We start from the raw sequence: 14585 nt of genomic DNA, 5'->3' as shown, positions 1-14585 counted from the left end.
GGCAACACCGCAGTTAGCGGCTTGTCCGTACCCTTCAGGGCCGGTTTTGCCCGCCGCATCGCCCGCCGGCCGCAGAGCCAAGCATGGCGGATAAAGTCCGGTACCGCCGCCGGAAATGCGGCCGCGTCAGGCGCCGCCTTTTTGCTGGCGGTAGGCGACCACGGTCTGCACCAGATCGGCGATCGAGCGCACCCCCATCTTGTCCATCATCTTGCCGCGATGCGCCTCGACGGTCTTGATGCTGATGCCGAGGTCGTCGGCGATCACCTTGTTCATCTTGCCCTCGAGCACCCGCTCCAGCACCTCGCGCTCGCGCGTGGTCAGCGTCTGCAGCCGCGCCTCGCACTGCTGCGCCAGCGTGGTGCTCTGCTGCAGGCTGGCCGCCGCCTCCAGTGCGCTGTTCACCGCCAGCAGCAGCGCCTCCTGGTTGAACGGTTTTTCCAGGAAGTCATAGGCGCCGCGCTTCACCGCCTGCACCGCCATCGGCACGTCGCCGTGGCCGGTAATGAAGATCACCGGCCAGCGGTTGCCGCGCGCCTGCAGCTCTTCGTACAGCTCCAGCCCGCTCATGCCCGGCATGCGGATGTCGAGGATCAGGCAGCCGACGCTCGACTCCGGGCGGAAGCCGGCGAGAAAGGCCTCGGCATGGTCGTGGCAAATCACGCGGTAGTCGTGGCTTTCCAGCAGCCAGACCAGCGAGTCGCGGAACGCCTCGTCGTCGTCAACGATATGGATGGTGATGGATTTGCTCGCAGTCATGGCTCGTATACCGGCAAAGTGAATCGGAAAATGGTACCACCCAGCGGATGGTCTTCCACCGAGAGTTGACCCTGATGGAATTCGACGATCGAGCGGCAGATGTTCAGTCCCATGCCCATGCCTTCGCTCTTGGTGGTGAAGAAGGCGTCGAACAGCTGCGACTTGATGTCGTCCGGCACGCCGTGGCCGCAATCGACGATCGCCACCTCCACCCGCTTGCTGCTGCTACGCTGCACGCTGACCTGCAGTTCGCGCTGCGCCGGCGGCAGCTGCTGCATTGCCTCCATGCCGTTCTTGATCAGGTTGAGCAGCACCTGCTCGATCAGGATCGGGTCGACGTTGACGGCGGGAAGGTTGGCCGCAAGGTGCACGTTGATCACCGAGCCGAGGCGGCGCGCCTCGATCTCGGCGATCGCCAGCGCGGCGTCGATGATGTCGGACACCTGGCACGGCTTGCACACCGGCTCGCTCTGCTTCACGAATTCGCGCACCCGGCGCACGATCTTGCCGGCGCGCTCCGCCTGTGCGGTGATCTTTTCCATCACCGGGATCAGCGATTCCGGCGTGGCGCGGCCCTGCCGCAGGCGCTCGACGCAGCCGGCCTGGTAGTTGGCGATCGCCGACAGCGGCTGGTTCAGCTCGTGCGCCAGCGTCGATGCCATCTCGCCCATGGTGATCAGGCGCGAGGTGGCCTGCAGCTTGGCCATCTGTTCCTGGTAGCGCTGCTCGGCGTCGTGCTGCTCGGTGATGTCGGTGAGGATCAGCATCTGCGCCATCTCGCTGTCGACCCAGCGCACCGGGCGCGAGCGCAGCAGGAACCAGCACTGCAGGTCGTCCAGCCAGATTTCCTGGTCGGCGCTGGCCTGTTGCAGCAGGCGGTACAGGCGCAGGTCGCAGCACTCCGAGCTGTCCTCCGTGGCCGGTGCGGCCAACCATTCGCGGTAGCGGTGGTTGCAGAACAGCAGCTGCTGGCTTTCGCCGCGCACCACCGCCACCGCCGCGTCCAGGCCCTCGATCACCGCGATGAAGCGCTCGTTGGCCGCCTCCAGCATCTGCTGCGCGTGGCGCTTCTCGGTCATGTCGGTCAGCGCCGCCATCCAGCCGGTCTGGTGGCCGTCGGCGTCGATCAGCGGCGAAATCAGCATCTGCGCATAGAAACGCTCGCCATTCTTGCGCTGCATCACCGATTCGAACAGCTGCTGCGACTGCTCGCCGGACAGCGTCTGGCGCAACGCGTCATAGTTGTGGTGGGCGATATCCGGCGACCAGTACGGGTACGGCGGCAACAGCCCAATCAGCTCCGCCTCGCTAAAGCCGGTGATGCGGCAGAACGCCGGATTGACGTAGGTGATGCGGCCGTCCAGCGCGATGGCGCGGATGCCGACCACCAGCGAATCCTCCATCGCCTTGCGGAACATGTACTCGTGGCGCAGCGCCTGCTCCGCCTGCTTTTCGGCGGTGATGTCGCGGCCGGACAGGTACACCACGCCGGCATCCGGCAGCGGGCTCATCGCCCAGGCGATGGCGCGCACCTCCTGCGCGCGGTTGATCACCCGCGTCTCGACGTAGCGGTCGACACTGCCGGCCTCGATCACCTGCCGCAGCAGCTGCTGCGTCGATTCGCGCTCGTCCGGGTGCAGGTAATTGAGGATGGAGGTGCCCAGCAGCTGCTCCGCCGGATAGCCGAGGCCGCCGACAAAGGCCGGGTTGACGTGCAGCAGGTAGCCGTCCTCGCGCATCACGCCTAGCCATTCGCGCGACAGGCCGTAGACACGGTCGCGCTCGCGCTCGGCGTCAACGCGGCGGCGGATGTGGCGCGACAGGCTCATCAGGCTGAGCAGGGTCAGCAACGACAGGCCGACGATCAGCCCGAGCTGGATCACGCGGCTCTTGTTATGATCGCCGCGCACTGGCCGCGCCACCAGCCGCAGCGGCGTACCGCCCAGCACGATGGTCTGCGACAGGCGCGACGACGGCGCGCCGTGGCTGTTGCGCACCAGCGATTGCTCGCCGTTGTTCAGCTCCAGATAGTATTTCTCGGCAAACCAGCTCGGCGGCACGCGGCGGATGAAGACATTGGCCTTGTAGATGCCGATCACCATGCCGCGGAACTGGGTGTCGCGGAACACCGGCACCATCAGGTCGAAGCGCCACTCGCCGGATTCCAGCTGGTAGGGCTGGCTCATCACCGAGCGGCCGTCGGTGCGCGCCTGCAGGTAGGCCGAGGCGGACACGCCGCTGAGGCCGGAGCCGACGGTGAGCCGGCTTTCCTCGTACGGCGCGATCCAGCGCAGGGTAAAGCTGTTGTCGGCCCACACCACCGCCGCCATCTCCGGGGTATTGGCGAGAAACTCCGAGGCCTGTACCAGGAACTGGTCTTCGTCGATCGCCTCACGGCCGATGTCGCGCGCCAGACGCGACAGCTCGTCCTTGTGCTCGTCCAGGCGCAGGCGCAGCGTCTGCTCCGCCCACAGCGTGTCCTTGGCCAGATCAAGGCGCAGCTGCTCGGTCTCGCGCGCATCCAGCGTCCACAGCATCACTGCCATGGTCAGAAAGAACAGCACGATGGTGCTGTTGGGCATCAGCCGGTAAAAGCGGCTGCGCCTGAGGGACTGGTAAAAACGTTGGGTTCGCATGGCGGCTACGGGCAAAGGTTGGCCGCAAGCGGGGCCAAAGTGTGATAATAACGGGGATTGTCACCGCCTAGCATCAGGAATCCCCCGTGTATCGCACCCTCCGCCTGCTGTTGCTGTGCCTGCCGCTGGCCGCTGCCGCCGCCGAAGCGCTGCGCATCGGCGTTCCCGGCCCGTTCACCGGCGGCTCGTCGCCAATGGGCATCAGCATGCGCAACGGCATCCGCCTGGCGGCGGCAGAGATCAACCGCCAGGGCGGCATCCACGGCCGGCCGCTGCTGCTGATCGAGCGCGACGATATGGGCCGCTCCGATATCGGCATCCGCATCGCCCGCGAGCTGACGCTGCACCAGCGCGTGATCGCCAGCGTCGGCTTCGTCAACAGCGGCGTGGCGCTGGCCTCGCAGGGGCACTACCAGCAGGCCGGCATCCCTGCGATCACCGCGGTCGCCACCGCACCCAGGGTCACCGAGCAGTTCGCGCCGCCGAAATACCCGCTCAACTACGTGTTCCGCGTCTCGGCCTCCGACGCGCAACAGGCGCCGCTGATCGTGCGCGAGGCGAAACGCAGCGGCCTCACCCGGCTGGCGATTTTCCACGACAAGACCAATTACGGCCGCACCGGCAAGGACGAGCTGCTCAAGGCGCTGCGCCAGCAGGGGCTAAGCCCGGTCTATACCGGCCAGTTTCGCCTCGGCGAGCGCGACATGATCGCGCAACTGCGCCGGGCGCGTGATCTCGGGGCGCAGGCAATCCTCACCTATGCCATCGGCCCGGAGCTGGCGCAGATCGCCAATTCGCTGGCGCAGCTGGACTGGCGCCCGCAGCTGATCGGCAGCTGGACGCTGTCGATGTCCAACTTCATCGACGACGCCGGCCCCAATGCCGAAGGCGCACGCATGGTGCAGACCTTCATCAGCGACAGCTCCGACCCGCTGCGGCAGGACTTTGTCGCGCGCTATCTGCGCACCTTCGGCGGCCGGCGCATTCCATCGGCGGTGTCGGCAGCGCAGGGCTACGACAGCCTGCTGCTGCTGGCGGCGGCGCTGCGCCACAGCGCCAGCACCGACGGCAAGGCCATCGTCCGTGCGCTGGAAAACCTGCCCGCCCCGGTCAAGGGCGTGATCACCACCTACCATAGGCCGTTCTCCGCCAGCGACCACGACGCCATCGACCTGGCAGTGCCGGTGATCGGCAAACTGCAGCGCGGCGAAGTCGTCCACGCCTACAGCAACGAGCGCACGCAAAAACGCCGTCCCTAGCGCAGGCCGGGAACGGCGTTTTGCATACAAAAATGACGGTTAGCGGCGCTCGGCGGAGTTCATGTACGACTCCAGCGCATGACCGGCAGACTGGATGTGGAAGCGGATGAACTCCGCCGCCTCGTCCGCCTTGCCCTCGCGGCACAGCTGCAGCAGCTTGCTGTGTTCCTGGTGCGCCAGCTCCATGGTACGGGTGAACAGGATCTGCATCCGCGTGTAGCGGTCGGTCTTGTTGTGCAGCTGCTCGATCAGCGCCAGCGTGTTCGGACGCTTGGCGGCACGATACAGCGCCAGGTGGAAGCGTGCGTTCAGCTCGCCCCAGTGGCGGATATCGTTGCTGACCAGCGCCTGCTCGAATTCCTTCAGCGTGGCCTCGGCGGCGGCGTGATCCGCCTCGTTCTGACAGGGAATGGCCGCCCGCAGCAGCTCGCTCTCCAGCGTGGCGCGGATATCCAGCAATTCCAGCACGTCATCCAGCGACAGCTTGGACACCAGCGCGCCCTTGTGGTCGATGATCTGGATCAGCCCCTCGGCCTCCAGCTGGCGCAGGGCTTCGCGCACCGGCACGCGGCTGACGCCGTATTCGTTGGAGAGGGCCTCCTGGCGCAACTGCTGCCCGTCGGCAAATTCGCCGGACAGGATGCGCTGGCGCAAGGATTCTGTAACCGCACTGGTCAGGGTCTGGCGTTTGATCGGCTGCAAGGTGGTCATGGTCACGCTCTGGCTATCGGATACATGCAAATGTATTCGATTATACGGTGAATTTCACCGGCCACAAGCGGCAAACAGGGAAGAAATGGAAAAACCCGGCACAAAGCCGGGTTTTTAACTGGGGTGGATGATGGGGCTCGAACCCACGACAACAGGAATCACAATCCTGGACTCTACCAACTGAGCTACATCCACCGCTGAGCGGTGCGCCTTGCCGCATTGCTGCGACAAGGCAAATAGTGGTGGGGTGGATGATGGGGCTCGAACCCACGACAACAGGAATCACAATCCTGGACTCTACCAACTGAGCTACATCCACCACAGATAAAACATGCTTGGCGCACCCGACAGGGTTCGAACCTGTAACCCCCAACTTAGAAGGTTGGTGCTCTATCCAATTGAGCTACGGGCACGTTATGCCGGGTTGTCTGTGGTCGGGGCGGTGGGATTCGAACTCACGACCCTCTGCTCCCAAAGCAGATGCGCTACCAGACTGCGCTACGCCCCGACGACAGGAGGCGAACTATACGTGACCCAAACCCGCCTGTCAACGCCCGACATGCAATAAATCCGGAACGGGTACACACCCCCCCGCTCCGGCCGCCACACACCGGCAGCCGTCACCGATACCGCACCGCACAAAAAAACCCGCCCGACGCGCTAAAAGATTGAGCACCACCCCGGAAAAATGAGAAAATCCCGCTTTCGTTTACATCAGACCTTAACGGTGGATAGCAGCATGGCGGCACAACTTATCGACGGCAAAGCCGTCGCCGAAACCCTGATCAACCGTGTGCGCGAAGGCGTGGACGCCCGCGCGGCCGCAGGCAAGCGCGCTCCGGCGCTGGCCGTGATTCTGGTGGGCGACGATCCGGCCTCCGGCATCTACGTCAAGAACAAGAAACGTTCCTGCGAAAAGGCCGGCGTGCGCTCGGTAGCCTACGACCTGCCCGGCAGCACCAGCCAGGAAGAGCTGCTGTCCATCATCGACACCCTCAATGCCGATGACAGCGTGGACGGCATCCTGGTGCAGTTGCCGCTGCCCAGGCAGATCGACCCGCAGCAGGTGATCGAGCGCATCAACCCGAAAAAGGACGTGGACGGCTTCCACCCGTACAACGTCGGCCGCCTGGCCACCAAGATGCCGCTGCTGCGCCCGTGCACCCCGCGCGGCGTGATGACGCTGCTGGAAGAGTACGGCATCGACCCGAAGGGCAAGAACGTGGTGATCGTCGGCGCCTCCAACATCGTCGGCCGCCCGCAGGCGCTGGAAATGCTGCTGGCGCGCGCCACGGTGACCGTGTGCCATAGCGCCACCGCCGATCTGGCGACCGAGGTTGGCCGCGCCGATATCGTGGTCGCCGGCGTCGGCATCCCGAAATTCGTGAAGGGCGAATGGCTGAAGCCGGGCGCGGTGGTGATCGACGTCGGCATCAACCGCCTGGACGACGGCAGCATCTGCGGCGACGTCGATTTTGCCGTAGCGCGCGAAGTGGCCAGCTTCATCACCCCGGTGCCGGGCGGCGTCGGCCCGATGACCGTGGCCACGCTGTTGCAAAACACGCTGGATGCGGCCAACCTCAACGCTTGATCGCAGACTGCATCCCTTTCGACGCCACAGTCTGCCTGCCGACTGTGGCGTTTGTTTTCCGAAAACCAATAACAAAGAGCGAACCATGAGCAACAAGCATTCGGCCACCCTGCTGGTCAGCTGTCCCGACAGTCAGGGGCTGGTGGCGGCCATCGCCAACTTCCTGCTGACCTACAACGCCAACATCCTGCACGCCGACCAGCACCAGGATCCGGTGGAAAACCTGTTCCTGATGCGGATCCAGTGGGATCTGCACGGCTTCAGCCTGCCGATGGCAAGCTTCGCCGCCGCCTTTGCCCCGATCGCGGAAAAGCACAATATGAGCTGGGAAGTGTCGCTGTCGTCGCGCAAGCCGCGGATGGCGATCTTCGTGTCGAAGTACGAGCACTGCCTGGTCGACCTGCTGCACCGCTGGCGCATCGGCGAGCTGGACTGCGACATTCCGCTGATCGTGTCCAACCACGACGACTGCCGCGGTCTGGCCGAGTTCCACGGCATTCCCTACCACGTGATCAGCGTGAACAAGGACAACAAGGAGCAGGCCGAAGCCGCGCAGTGGGCGCTGCTGGAAGCCGCCGAGGTGGACCTGATCGTGCTGGCGCGCTACATGCAGGTACTGTCGCACAAGTTCGTCGAGCGCTACCCGCACCGCGTCATCAACATTCACCACAGCTTCCTGCCGGCGTTTGACGGCGCCAAGCCCTACCACCGTGCCTTTGCCCGCGGCGTGAAGCTGATCGGCGCCACCAGCCACTACGTGACCGAAATCCTCGACGACGGCCCGATCATCGAACAGGAGGTAATGCGCATCTCGCACCGCGACGATGTCGACGACCTGATCCAGAAAGGCCGCGACCTGGAGCGCGTGGTGCTGTCGCGTGCGGTGCGCTGGCATCTGGAGAACCGCATCCTGGCCTACAACAACAAGACCGTCATTTTTGACTGAACCATGAACCTGCCCCTCATCAACGATGCGCTGGCCATGCTGCGCCTGCAGTTCCAGCCGCTGTCGCACTACCAGTACCCGGCCCGGCACCTGGCCGCTGCCTTGCTGCTGCTGGGCGTGGTCGCCGCCGCCGGCGCACCGGCCGGCATGGGCGAGCCGCTGAACGTGATCCTGTTCTTCACCGCCTACGTCACGCTGGAAACCCTGCTCTACGGCCGCTTCATGCAATGGTGGCTGCACCGCGCCAGTGTTGCCGACGTGCCGTCGCTGACCGGCACCATCGTCGCCGCCAGCGCCATTCAGCTGCTGGACCCGCTCAGCAGCTGGCTGCCGGACGACGTCGCCAGTGTGGCCAGCATGACCATCGGCATGATCGGGCTGTGGCTGCTGGTGTCGGCGCTGTCCTTCGGCAGCGGCCTCACCAAGCTGCGCATCCTGCTCGGCACCCTGCTGTTCGCACCGGTGGCGCTGTTCCTGTCCTTCGTGCTGATGAACGGCGCCACCGGCCTCGGCCTGGTGACGATGCCGGAGGAGCTGCAACGCGCGCTGCAGCAGGCGGAACGACAGGCCGACGCCAAGCCGGCCACCGGCAGTACACAGGCGCGGTAAACGCACCCGGCCTTTTGCCATGCCGGTGCGCCCCGGAACGGCTGGCCAGCCCCGCATGCGGGCGATATCGGCATGAAACGGCGGCCGCGCCATGGCTGCCGGCCATCAATCCACCTTGGCGATATAGCGTGCCAGCTTGAGCATGGCGCGCACCGCCTCGCTCTTGGCCCCCTCCTCGCCGCGCAGCTTGGCGTAGCGCCGCAGGATGGCGCGCGACTCGATGTGGATGTCCATGTCGGCATCCGGCGACGTCACCAGCGTCAGGCGGCTACCACCCTCCTGCAACCGCGGCTGGCCCTGCGCGATCACCAGGTACACCTTGTGCGCGTTGTGCTGGGTGATGTGGTCGAACAGGTAGAGCATGGAGTTGATGCGCAAGCCGGTCTGGTCGCGGATCTGGCGGATCAGCGCCTGCGAGCGCAACTCGCCGCGTTGCGACACGCCGCCGGGCAGGCAAAAACGGCTGTTGGCCGAGGCCGTCATCAGCACGCCATCGGGCAACTCGATGATGGCGGTGGCGCGGCGCGGCAAGGTGGGGCACAAGCGGGTGTCACGCGGATTCCGTTCTGAAACAATCTGCATATTTTTAAAATTCAATTCTCGAAAAATTCAACAAAACAATTAAAAATCAATACTTTCGCCGGCGTGGCGAGCAATCGGCAATTTTAAACAGCCACTTGGAATATCTGCAAACGCCGTATGCATGAAATGTCAAAATAAAAAAAGGCCGCGCCGGCCCGCCACACGGCCAATGCCCCTCACGACGTCCAAGGTTGGCCGCCACTGCCCGGCCACCCGCGTCCGCTGCAATGCGGCTGCTGTGGCGGCCGCCATTTCGGTACAATGCCGCTCTTTCGTTGCGGCCAACCTTTGCAGACGTTCCGACCATGCCTGATTCCAACCCTACCCGCCCGCGCGTTGCCATCATCGGCGGTGGCCCGGCCGGCCTGATTGCCGCCGAAACCCTGCTCGCGCACGGCCTCCACGTCGAGCTGTTCGATGCCATGCCCTCGGTCGGGCGCAAGTTCCTGCTCGCCGGGGTCGGCGGCATGAACATCACCCACAGCGAACCGCGCGCGCCATTCCTGGCGCGCTACGGCCAGCGCGAGGCTGAGCTGACCCCGATCATCAATGCCTTTGACGCCGCCGCGCTGCGCGACTGGGTGCACGGCCTCGGCATCGCCACCTTCGTCGGCAGCTCCGGCAAGGTGTTCCCCACCGGGATGAAGGCGGCGCCGCTGCTGCGCGCGTGGCTGACGCGGCTGCGCGACGCCGGGCTGCGCATCCACGTGCGCCACCGCTGGCTGGGCTGGGATGCCGACGGTGGGCTGCGCTTCGCCACCCCGGACGGCGAGGCCGTGCGCCACGCCGATGCGGTGCTGCTGGCGCTGGGCGGCGGCAGCTGGGCGAAACTGGGTTCGGACGGCAAGTGGCTGCCGCTGCTGCAGGACAAGGGTGTGGCGGTCGCTGAGCTACAGCCGTCCAACTGCGGCTTCGACGCGCAGTGGAGCGCCCATTTCCAGGAAAAATTTGCCGGCAGCGCGCTGAAGAACGTCGCCATCACCTTCCGCGACACCTGCGGCCAAGCTTTGACCCGCCGCGGCGAGTGCGTGGTGTCCGCCCACGGCATCGAGGGCAATCTGGTGTACGCGTTCAGCGCCGCCATCCGCGACGAGATCAACACCCACGGCAACGCCACCATCCTGCTCGACCTGGCACCGGACCGCGATCCGGCGCGGCTGCGCGCCGAGCTGGAACGCGGCCGCGGTGCGGCATCGCTGGCCAACCACCTGCGCAAGCAGTGCGGCATCGACGGCGTGCGCGCCGGCCTGCTGCGTGAGCTGCTGGACAAGGACGGCTTTACCGGCATGGCGCGCCTCGCCGCCGCGATCAAGGCGCTGCCGCTGACGCTGCACGCGGCGCGGCCGCTGGACGAGGCGATCAGCAGCGCCGGCGGCGTGCGCTTCGACGCCGTCGACAGCCGGCTGATGCTGCGCGCGCTGCCCGGCGTGTTTGTCGCCGGCGAGATGCTGGACTGGGAGGCGCCGACCGGCGGCTACCTGCTTACCGCCTGCTTTGCCAGCGGCCGCGCCGCCGCGCAGGGCGTGCTGGGGTGGCTGGCGTCGCTGCGCTGAGCGCGCATCGCAACAACATCCACGCATAAAAACATTGCGGCCAACCTTGTCACCAAGGTTGGCCGCAGCGTCGCCCAGACAGCGTTACGCGCTCAGGCGGCCGCCTGCAGCGCCTGGTGGATGTCGGCGAGGATGTCGTCGACGTGCTCGATGCCGATCGACAGGCGGATCATCTCCGGGCGCACGCCGGCACGGAGTTGTTCTTCCGGCGACAGCTGGCGGTGGGTGGTGGACGCCGGGTGGCAAGCCAGCGACTTGGCGTCGCCGATATTGACCAGCCGCGTCACCAGCTGCAGCGCGTCGATGAAACGGCCTCCGGCTTCCACCCCGCCCTTGATGCCGAAGGACAGGATGCCGGAGGCGCGGCCGCCCATGTATTTGTCCACCAGCGGTTTTTGCGGATGCTCGGCGCGGCCGGCGTACTCCACCCACGCCACCGCCGGGTGCGCGGCCAGCGCATTGGCCACCGCCAGCGTGTTGTCGCAGATGCGGTCCATGCGCAGCGCCAGTGTCTCGATGCCGAGCAGGATCTGGTGCGCGTTGAACGGCGAGATGGCGGCGCCCATATTGCGCAGTGGCACCACGCGAGCACGCGCGATGTAGGCGGCGGCGCCCAGCACCTCGACATAGTTGACGCCGTGGTAGCTGACGTCCGGCGTGTTCAGGCGCACGAAGCGCTCTGCGTGCTCGCCCCACGGGAACTTGCCGGAGTCGACGATGATGCCGCCGATGCTGCCGCCGTGGCCGCCGAGGTATTTGGTCAGGCTGTGCACCACGATATCGGCGCCGTGTTCGAACGGGCGGCACAGGTAGGGCGACGGCACGGTGTTGTCGACGATCAGCGGCAGGCCGTGGCGGTGCGCCTCGGCGGCAAAGGCGCCGAAATCGACCACGTTGCCCAGCGGGTTGCCGATCGACTCGCAGAACACCGCCTTGGTCTTGTCGTCAACGTTGGCCGCAATGTCCTGCGGCCGGGCCGGATCGATGAAGCGCACGGTGATGCCCAGCTGCGGGAAAGTGTGCGCGAACAGATTGTAGGTGCCGCCATACAGGGTGCTGGTGGCGATGATGTTGTCGCCGGCTTCGGCAATGGTCTGGATCGCGTAGCTGATCGCCGCCATGCCGGAGGCCACCGCCAGCGCGCCGATGCCGCCTTCCAGCGCCGCGACGCGCTTTTCCAGCACATCGGTGGTCGGGTTCATGATGCGGGTGTAGATATTGCCCTGCACCTTGAGATCGAACAGGTCGGCACCGTGCTGGGTGCTGTCGAAGGCGTAGCTGGTGGTCTGGTACAGCGGCACCGCCACCGCCTTGGTGGTCGGGTCCGGGCTGTAGCCGGCGTGTACGGCGAGGGTTTCCAGTTTCATTGCTCTCCATCCTGTGTTTATGGTTGCAAAACCGTTTAACTTTATCGTCATTTTTTGCCGCCGCAAAGCAGGATTACCGCCAACAACCCCGCACCAGGCGGGGTTGTTGGCCACGGCTCACGCTTCCGGCGGCATTTCCGGCGGCGGCGCCGTCACCAGCAGCTTGTCGACACGGGTGCGGTCCATGTCCACCACCTCGAAGGTGAAACCGCCCCACTCCACACGGTCGGCGGTGGCCGGCACGCGGCCGAGCATGAAGATGACGAAGCCGGCCACGGTCTGGAAGTCGCCGGTTTCCTCGCCCTCGATCATGTCGAGGTCGAAGTGCTCCTTGAAATCATCCAGCGACATCATGCCGTCCACCAGCCAGCTGCCGTCGTCGCGCTGCACGATTTCCTCGTCGCTGTCGGCGGCCTCGGTCGGCAGGTCGCCGACAATCGCCTCCATCACGTCGTTGATGCTGACCAGGCCCTCGATCTCGCCGTACTCGTCCACCACCAGCGCGGTGTGGTTGCGGGTGCGCTTGAACTGCTCCAGCAGCTGCATCGGGCTGATCGCCTCCGGCACGTACAGCGGCGGGCGCACTAGGCCTTCCAGCGTCACCGACTTGTCGTCCAGCAGGCGGTGCAGCAGGTCCTTGGCCTGGATCATGCCCAGCACGTTCTCGAAGCCGCCCTTGCACACCGGGTAGCGGGTGAACACACTCTGCTTGATGATGCGCAGGTTGTCTTCCAGCGGGTCGTCAATGTCCAGCGCGATGATGTCCTTGCGCTGGGTCATGATCGAGACCACCTTTTTCTCATCCAGGCTGAAGATGTTTTCCACCAGCTCCTGCTCGGCGCGCTCGAAGATGCCCTCTTCCGCGCCCTGCTCCATCAGCACCTTGATCTCTTCCTCGGTGATCGACGGCTCTTTCGGCTTCTTGACGCCCAGCACGCGCAGCACCGTCTCGGTGGACAGGCTGAGGAAACGCACCAGCGGTCGCGTCGCCCTGGCCAGCAACAGCATCGGCGGCGCCAGCACCGTGGCCAGCACTTCCGGGTTCTGCATGCCGATGCGCTTGGGCACCAGCTCGCCGATGATCAGCGAAAAATAGGTAATCAGCAGCACGGTAATGCCCAGCGCCAGCGGACGGGCAAATTCGGCCAGCAGCGGCACGGCGGCGAAATAAGGAATCAGGCGATCGGCGATGGCGGCCTCGCCGAAGGCACCGGACAGGATGCCGATCAGGGTAATGCCGATCTGGATGGTGGACAGGAAGCGGGTCGGCTCATCGGCCAGCTTGAGTGCGGCAATGGCGCCGCGGTGTCCTTCTTCCGCCCACTGCTGCAGGCGTACTTTGCGCGAGGAGACGATGGCGATTTCCGCCATCGCAAAGATGCCGTTCAGGAAAAACAGCACGAAAATTATGAATATGTCCATTGGACTGTGGGGTCACCCCGGAAACAAGGAAGCCCCGATTCTACATCAGGGCGTGCCGGATTCAACTTTTTCGCGGCCGGGCATGGCGGCCTGCGCCCCGCACCCGGCCGCAATGGCCGCTCAGCCGCGCAGCAGGCGCCAGCCGCGCTGCCCTGCCGTCACCAGCAGCAGCACCAGCGCCCCGGCGACAATGCCCAGCAACGCATCCAGCAGCGTCGGCGTCAACAGCGCCAGCATGCGACCCACCAGCGGCAGGTTGCCGGCGATGGCGGTGGTCTGCTCGATGGCGTGGTGCAGGAAGGGCAGGCCGTGGGTGAGGATGCCGCCGCCGACCATGAACATCGCGGCGGTGCCGACGATGGCCAGCGTCTTCATCAGGTAGGGAGCGGCATTGAGCATCAGCGCGCCCAGCCATTGCAGCGCGGTATTGTCCTTGCCGCTGAGGTACAGGCCGCCGTCATCGAGCTTGACGATGGCGGCTACCAGACCGTAGACACCGGCCGTCATGATCAGCGCAATGCCGGAGAGCACCGTCAGCTGCGACAGGAACGGCGCTGTCGCCACCGTGCCCAGCGTGATGGCGATGATCTCCGCCGACAGGATGAAGTCGGTGCGGATCGCGCCCTTGATCTTGTCGCGTTCGAACGCCAGCATGTCGGTGGCCGGGTCGCTCAGCGCCGCCGTCAGCGCCTGGTGGTGCGCCTCGTCCTCCGCCGCGCTGTGCAGCAGCGGGTGCGCCAGTTTCTCGAAGCCCTCGAAGCAGAGGTAGGCACCGCCCAGCATCAGCAGCGGCGTGATCAGCCACGGCGCCACCAGGCTGATCAACAGCGCCGCCGGTACCAGGATCAGCTTGTTGCGCAGCGAGCCCAGCGCCACCGCCCACACCACTGGCAACTCGCGCTCGGCATGGACGCCGGCCACCTGCTGCGCGTTGAGCGCCAGATCGTCGCCCAGCACGCCGGCGGTCTTCTTGGCGGCGACCTTGGTCATCACCGCCACGTCATCCAGCACGGTGGCGATATCGTCAATCAGGGTTAACAGGCTTGCTCCTGCCATCATCGGCTCCTGTCGCCTCGCACTGGCGGGCGGTCGTCAATAAGTGGGAAAAATTGGCTGGCATGGTAGCAGCTTTCCGTGACTGGCCACGACA

The 14585-nt window shown here is 65.5% G+C and carries 12 protein-coding genes and 4 tRNA genes; 5 read left to right on the top strand and 11 right to left on the bottom strand.

What is annotated here, in order from left to right; translation table 11 throughout:
- Window positions 1-126 precede the first annotated feature (126 nt).
- On the bottom strand, window positions 127-759 hold the full coding sequence (locus IE083_RS03500) for a response regulator transcription factor (RefSeq protein ID WP_189352240.1): 633 nt from the start codon (window positions 757-759) through the stop codon (window positions 127-129).
- A complete protein-coding gene (locus tag IE083_RS03495) occupies window positions 756-3395 on the bottom strand; it encodes a PAS domain-containing sensor histidine kinase (RefSeq protein ID WP_189352239.1) in 2640 nt (879 codons plus the stop codon). The genes IE083_RS03500 and IE083_RS03495 overlap by 4 nt, the downstream gene beginning before the upstream one ends.
- Before the next feature lie 86 nt (window positions 3396-3481).
- On the opposite strand from IE083_RS03495, the gene IE083_RS03490 reads away from it, so the two are divergent.
- Complete coding sequence (locus IE083_RS03490; protein ID WP_189352238.1) at window positions 3482-4654, top strand: ABC transporter substrate-binding protein; 1173 nt, start codon at window positions 3482-3484, stop codon at window positions 4652-4654.
- 39 nt (window positions 4655-4693) lie between these two features.
- Here the strand turns inward: IE083_RS03490 and IE083_RS03485 are convergent, their stop codons facing one another.
- From IE083_RS03485 to IE083_RS03465, 5 genes are all read right to left on the bottom strand, one after another.
- The gene (locus tag IE083_RS03485) at window positions 4694-5365 is read right to left on the bottom strand and encodes a GntR family transcriptional regulator (protein WP_189352237.1); all 672 of its coding nucleotides are present in this window, start codon (window positions 5363-5365) and stop codon (window positions 4694-4696) included.
- A 119-nt stretch (window positions 5366-5484) separates the two neighbouring features.
- A tRNA-His gene (locus IE083_RS03480) sits at window positions 5485-5560 on the bottom strand.
- A 48-nt stretch (window positions 5561-5608) separates the two neighbouring features.
- Window positions 5609-5684 (bottom strand) — tRNA-His (locus tag IE083_RS03475).
- 17 nt (window positions 5685-5701) lie between these two features.
- A tRNA-Arg gene (locus tag IE083_RS03470) sits at window positions 5702-5778 on the bottom strand.
- Between the two features lie 18 nt (window positions 5779-5796).
- Window positions 5797-5873, bottom strand: a tRNA-Pro gene (locus IE083_RS03465).
- A gap of 231 nt (window positions 5874-6104) precedes the next feature.
- Between IE083_RS03465 and folD the strand changes: the two genes are divergently transcribed.
- The 3 genes from folD to IE083_RS03450 all read left to right on the top strand — a co-directional run bounded on the left by folD (window position 6105) and on the right by IE083_RS03450 (window position 8511).
- Window positions 6105-6956 carry a bifunctional methylenetetrahydrofolate dehydrogenase/methenyltetrahydrofolate cyclohydrolase FolD gene (gene folD / locus IE083_RS03460; RefSeq protein ID WP_189352236.1) on the top strand — a complete coding sequence of 284 codons (852 nt, stop codon included), beginning with the start codon at window positions 6105-6107 and terminating at the stop codon, window positions 6954-6956.
- Between the two features lie 85 nt (window positions 6957-7041).
- Complete coding sequence (purU, locus tag IE083_RS03455) at window positions 7042-7902, top strand: formyltetrahydrofolate deformylase (RefSeq protein WP_189352235.1); 861 nt, start codon at window positions 7042-7044, stop codon at window positions 7900-7902.
- A 3-nt stretch (window positions 7903-7905) separates the two neighbouring features.
- Entirely contained in the window at window positions 7906-8511 is a 606-nt protein-coding gene (locus IE083_RS03450) for a hypothetical protein (protein ID WP_189352234.1), read from the top strand.
- A 105-nt stretch (window positions 8512-8616) separates the two neighbouring features.
- Here IE083_RS03450 and IE083_RS03445 read toward each other — a convergent pair whose 3' ends face one another.
- Window positions 8617-9093, bottom strand: a complete 477-nt coding sequence (locus tag IE083_RS03445; RefSeq protein ID WP_189352233.1) for an NUDIX domain-containing protein — start codon at window positions 9091-9093, stop codon at window positions 8617-8619.
- A gap of 305 nt (window positions 9094-9398) precedes the next feature.
- Between IE083_RS03445 and IE083_RS03440 the strand changes: the two genes are divergently transcribed.
- Window positions 9399-10646: a TIGR03862 family flavoprotein gene (locus IE083_RS03440; protein WP_189352232.1), complete on the top strand. Its 1248-nt coding sequence runs from the start codon at window positions 9399-9401 to the stop codon at window positions 10644-10646.
- 92 nt (window positions 10647-10738) lie between these two features.
- Here the strand turns inward: IE083_RS03440 and IE083_RS03435 are convergent, their stop codons facing one another.
- The 3 genes from IE083_RS03435 to IE083_RS03425 all read right to left on the bottom strand — a co-directional run bounded on the left by IE083_RS03435 (window position 10739) and on the right by IE083_RS03425 (window position 14491).
- The gene (locus tag IE083_RS03435) at window positions 10739-12013 is read right to left on the bottom strand and encodes an O-acetylhomoserine aminocarboxypropyltransferase/cysteine synthase family protein (RefSeq protein ID WP_189352231.1); all 1275 of its coding nucleotides are present in this window, start codon (window positions 12011-12013) and stop codon (window positions 10739-10741) included.
- A gap of 117 nt (window positions 12014-12130) precedes the next feature.
- Complete coding sequence (locus IE083_RS03430) at window positions 12131-13435, bottom strand: hemolysin family protein (RefSeq protein WP_189352230.1); 1305 nt, start codon at window positions 13433-13435, stop codon at window positions 12131-12133.
- Between the two features lie 120 nt (window positions 13436-13555).
- Window positions 13556-14491, bottom strand: coding sequence for a DUF808 domain-containing protein (locus IE083_RS03425; protein ID WP_189352270.1), 936 nt, complete (start codon window positions 14489-14491; stop codon window positions 13556-13558).
- Window positions 14492-14585 lie beyond the last annotated feature (94 nt).

The organism is Vogesella fluminis, assembly GCF_014652335.1.
In the GTDB taxonomy this organism is placed as follows: domain Bacteria; phylum Pseudomonadota; class Gammaproteobacteria; order Burkholderiales; family Chromobacteriaceae; genus Vogesella; species Vogesella fluminis.
The sequence above is the reverse complement of the archived record's forward strand: the minus strand, read 5'-3'. Positions and strand labels throughout refer to the sequence as shown.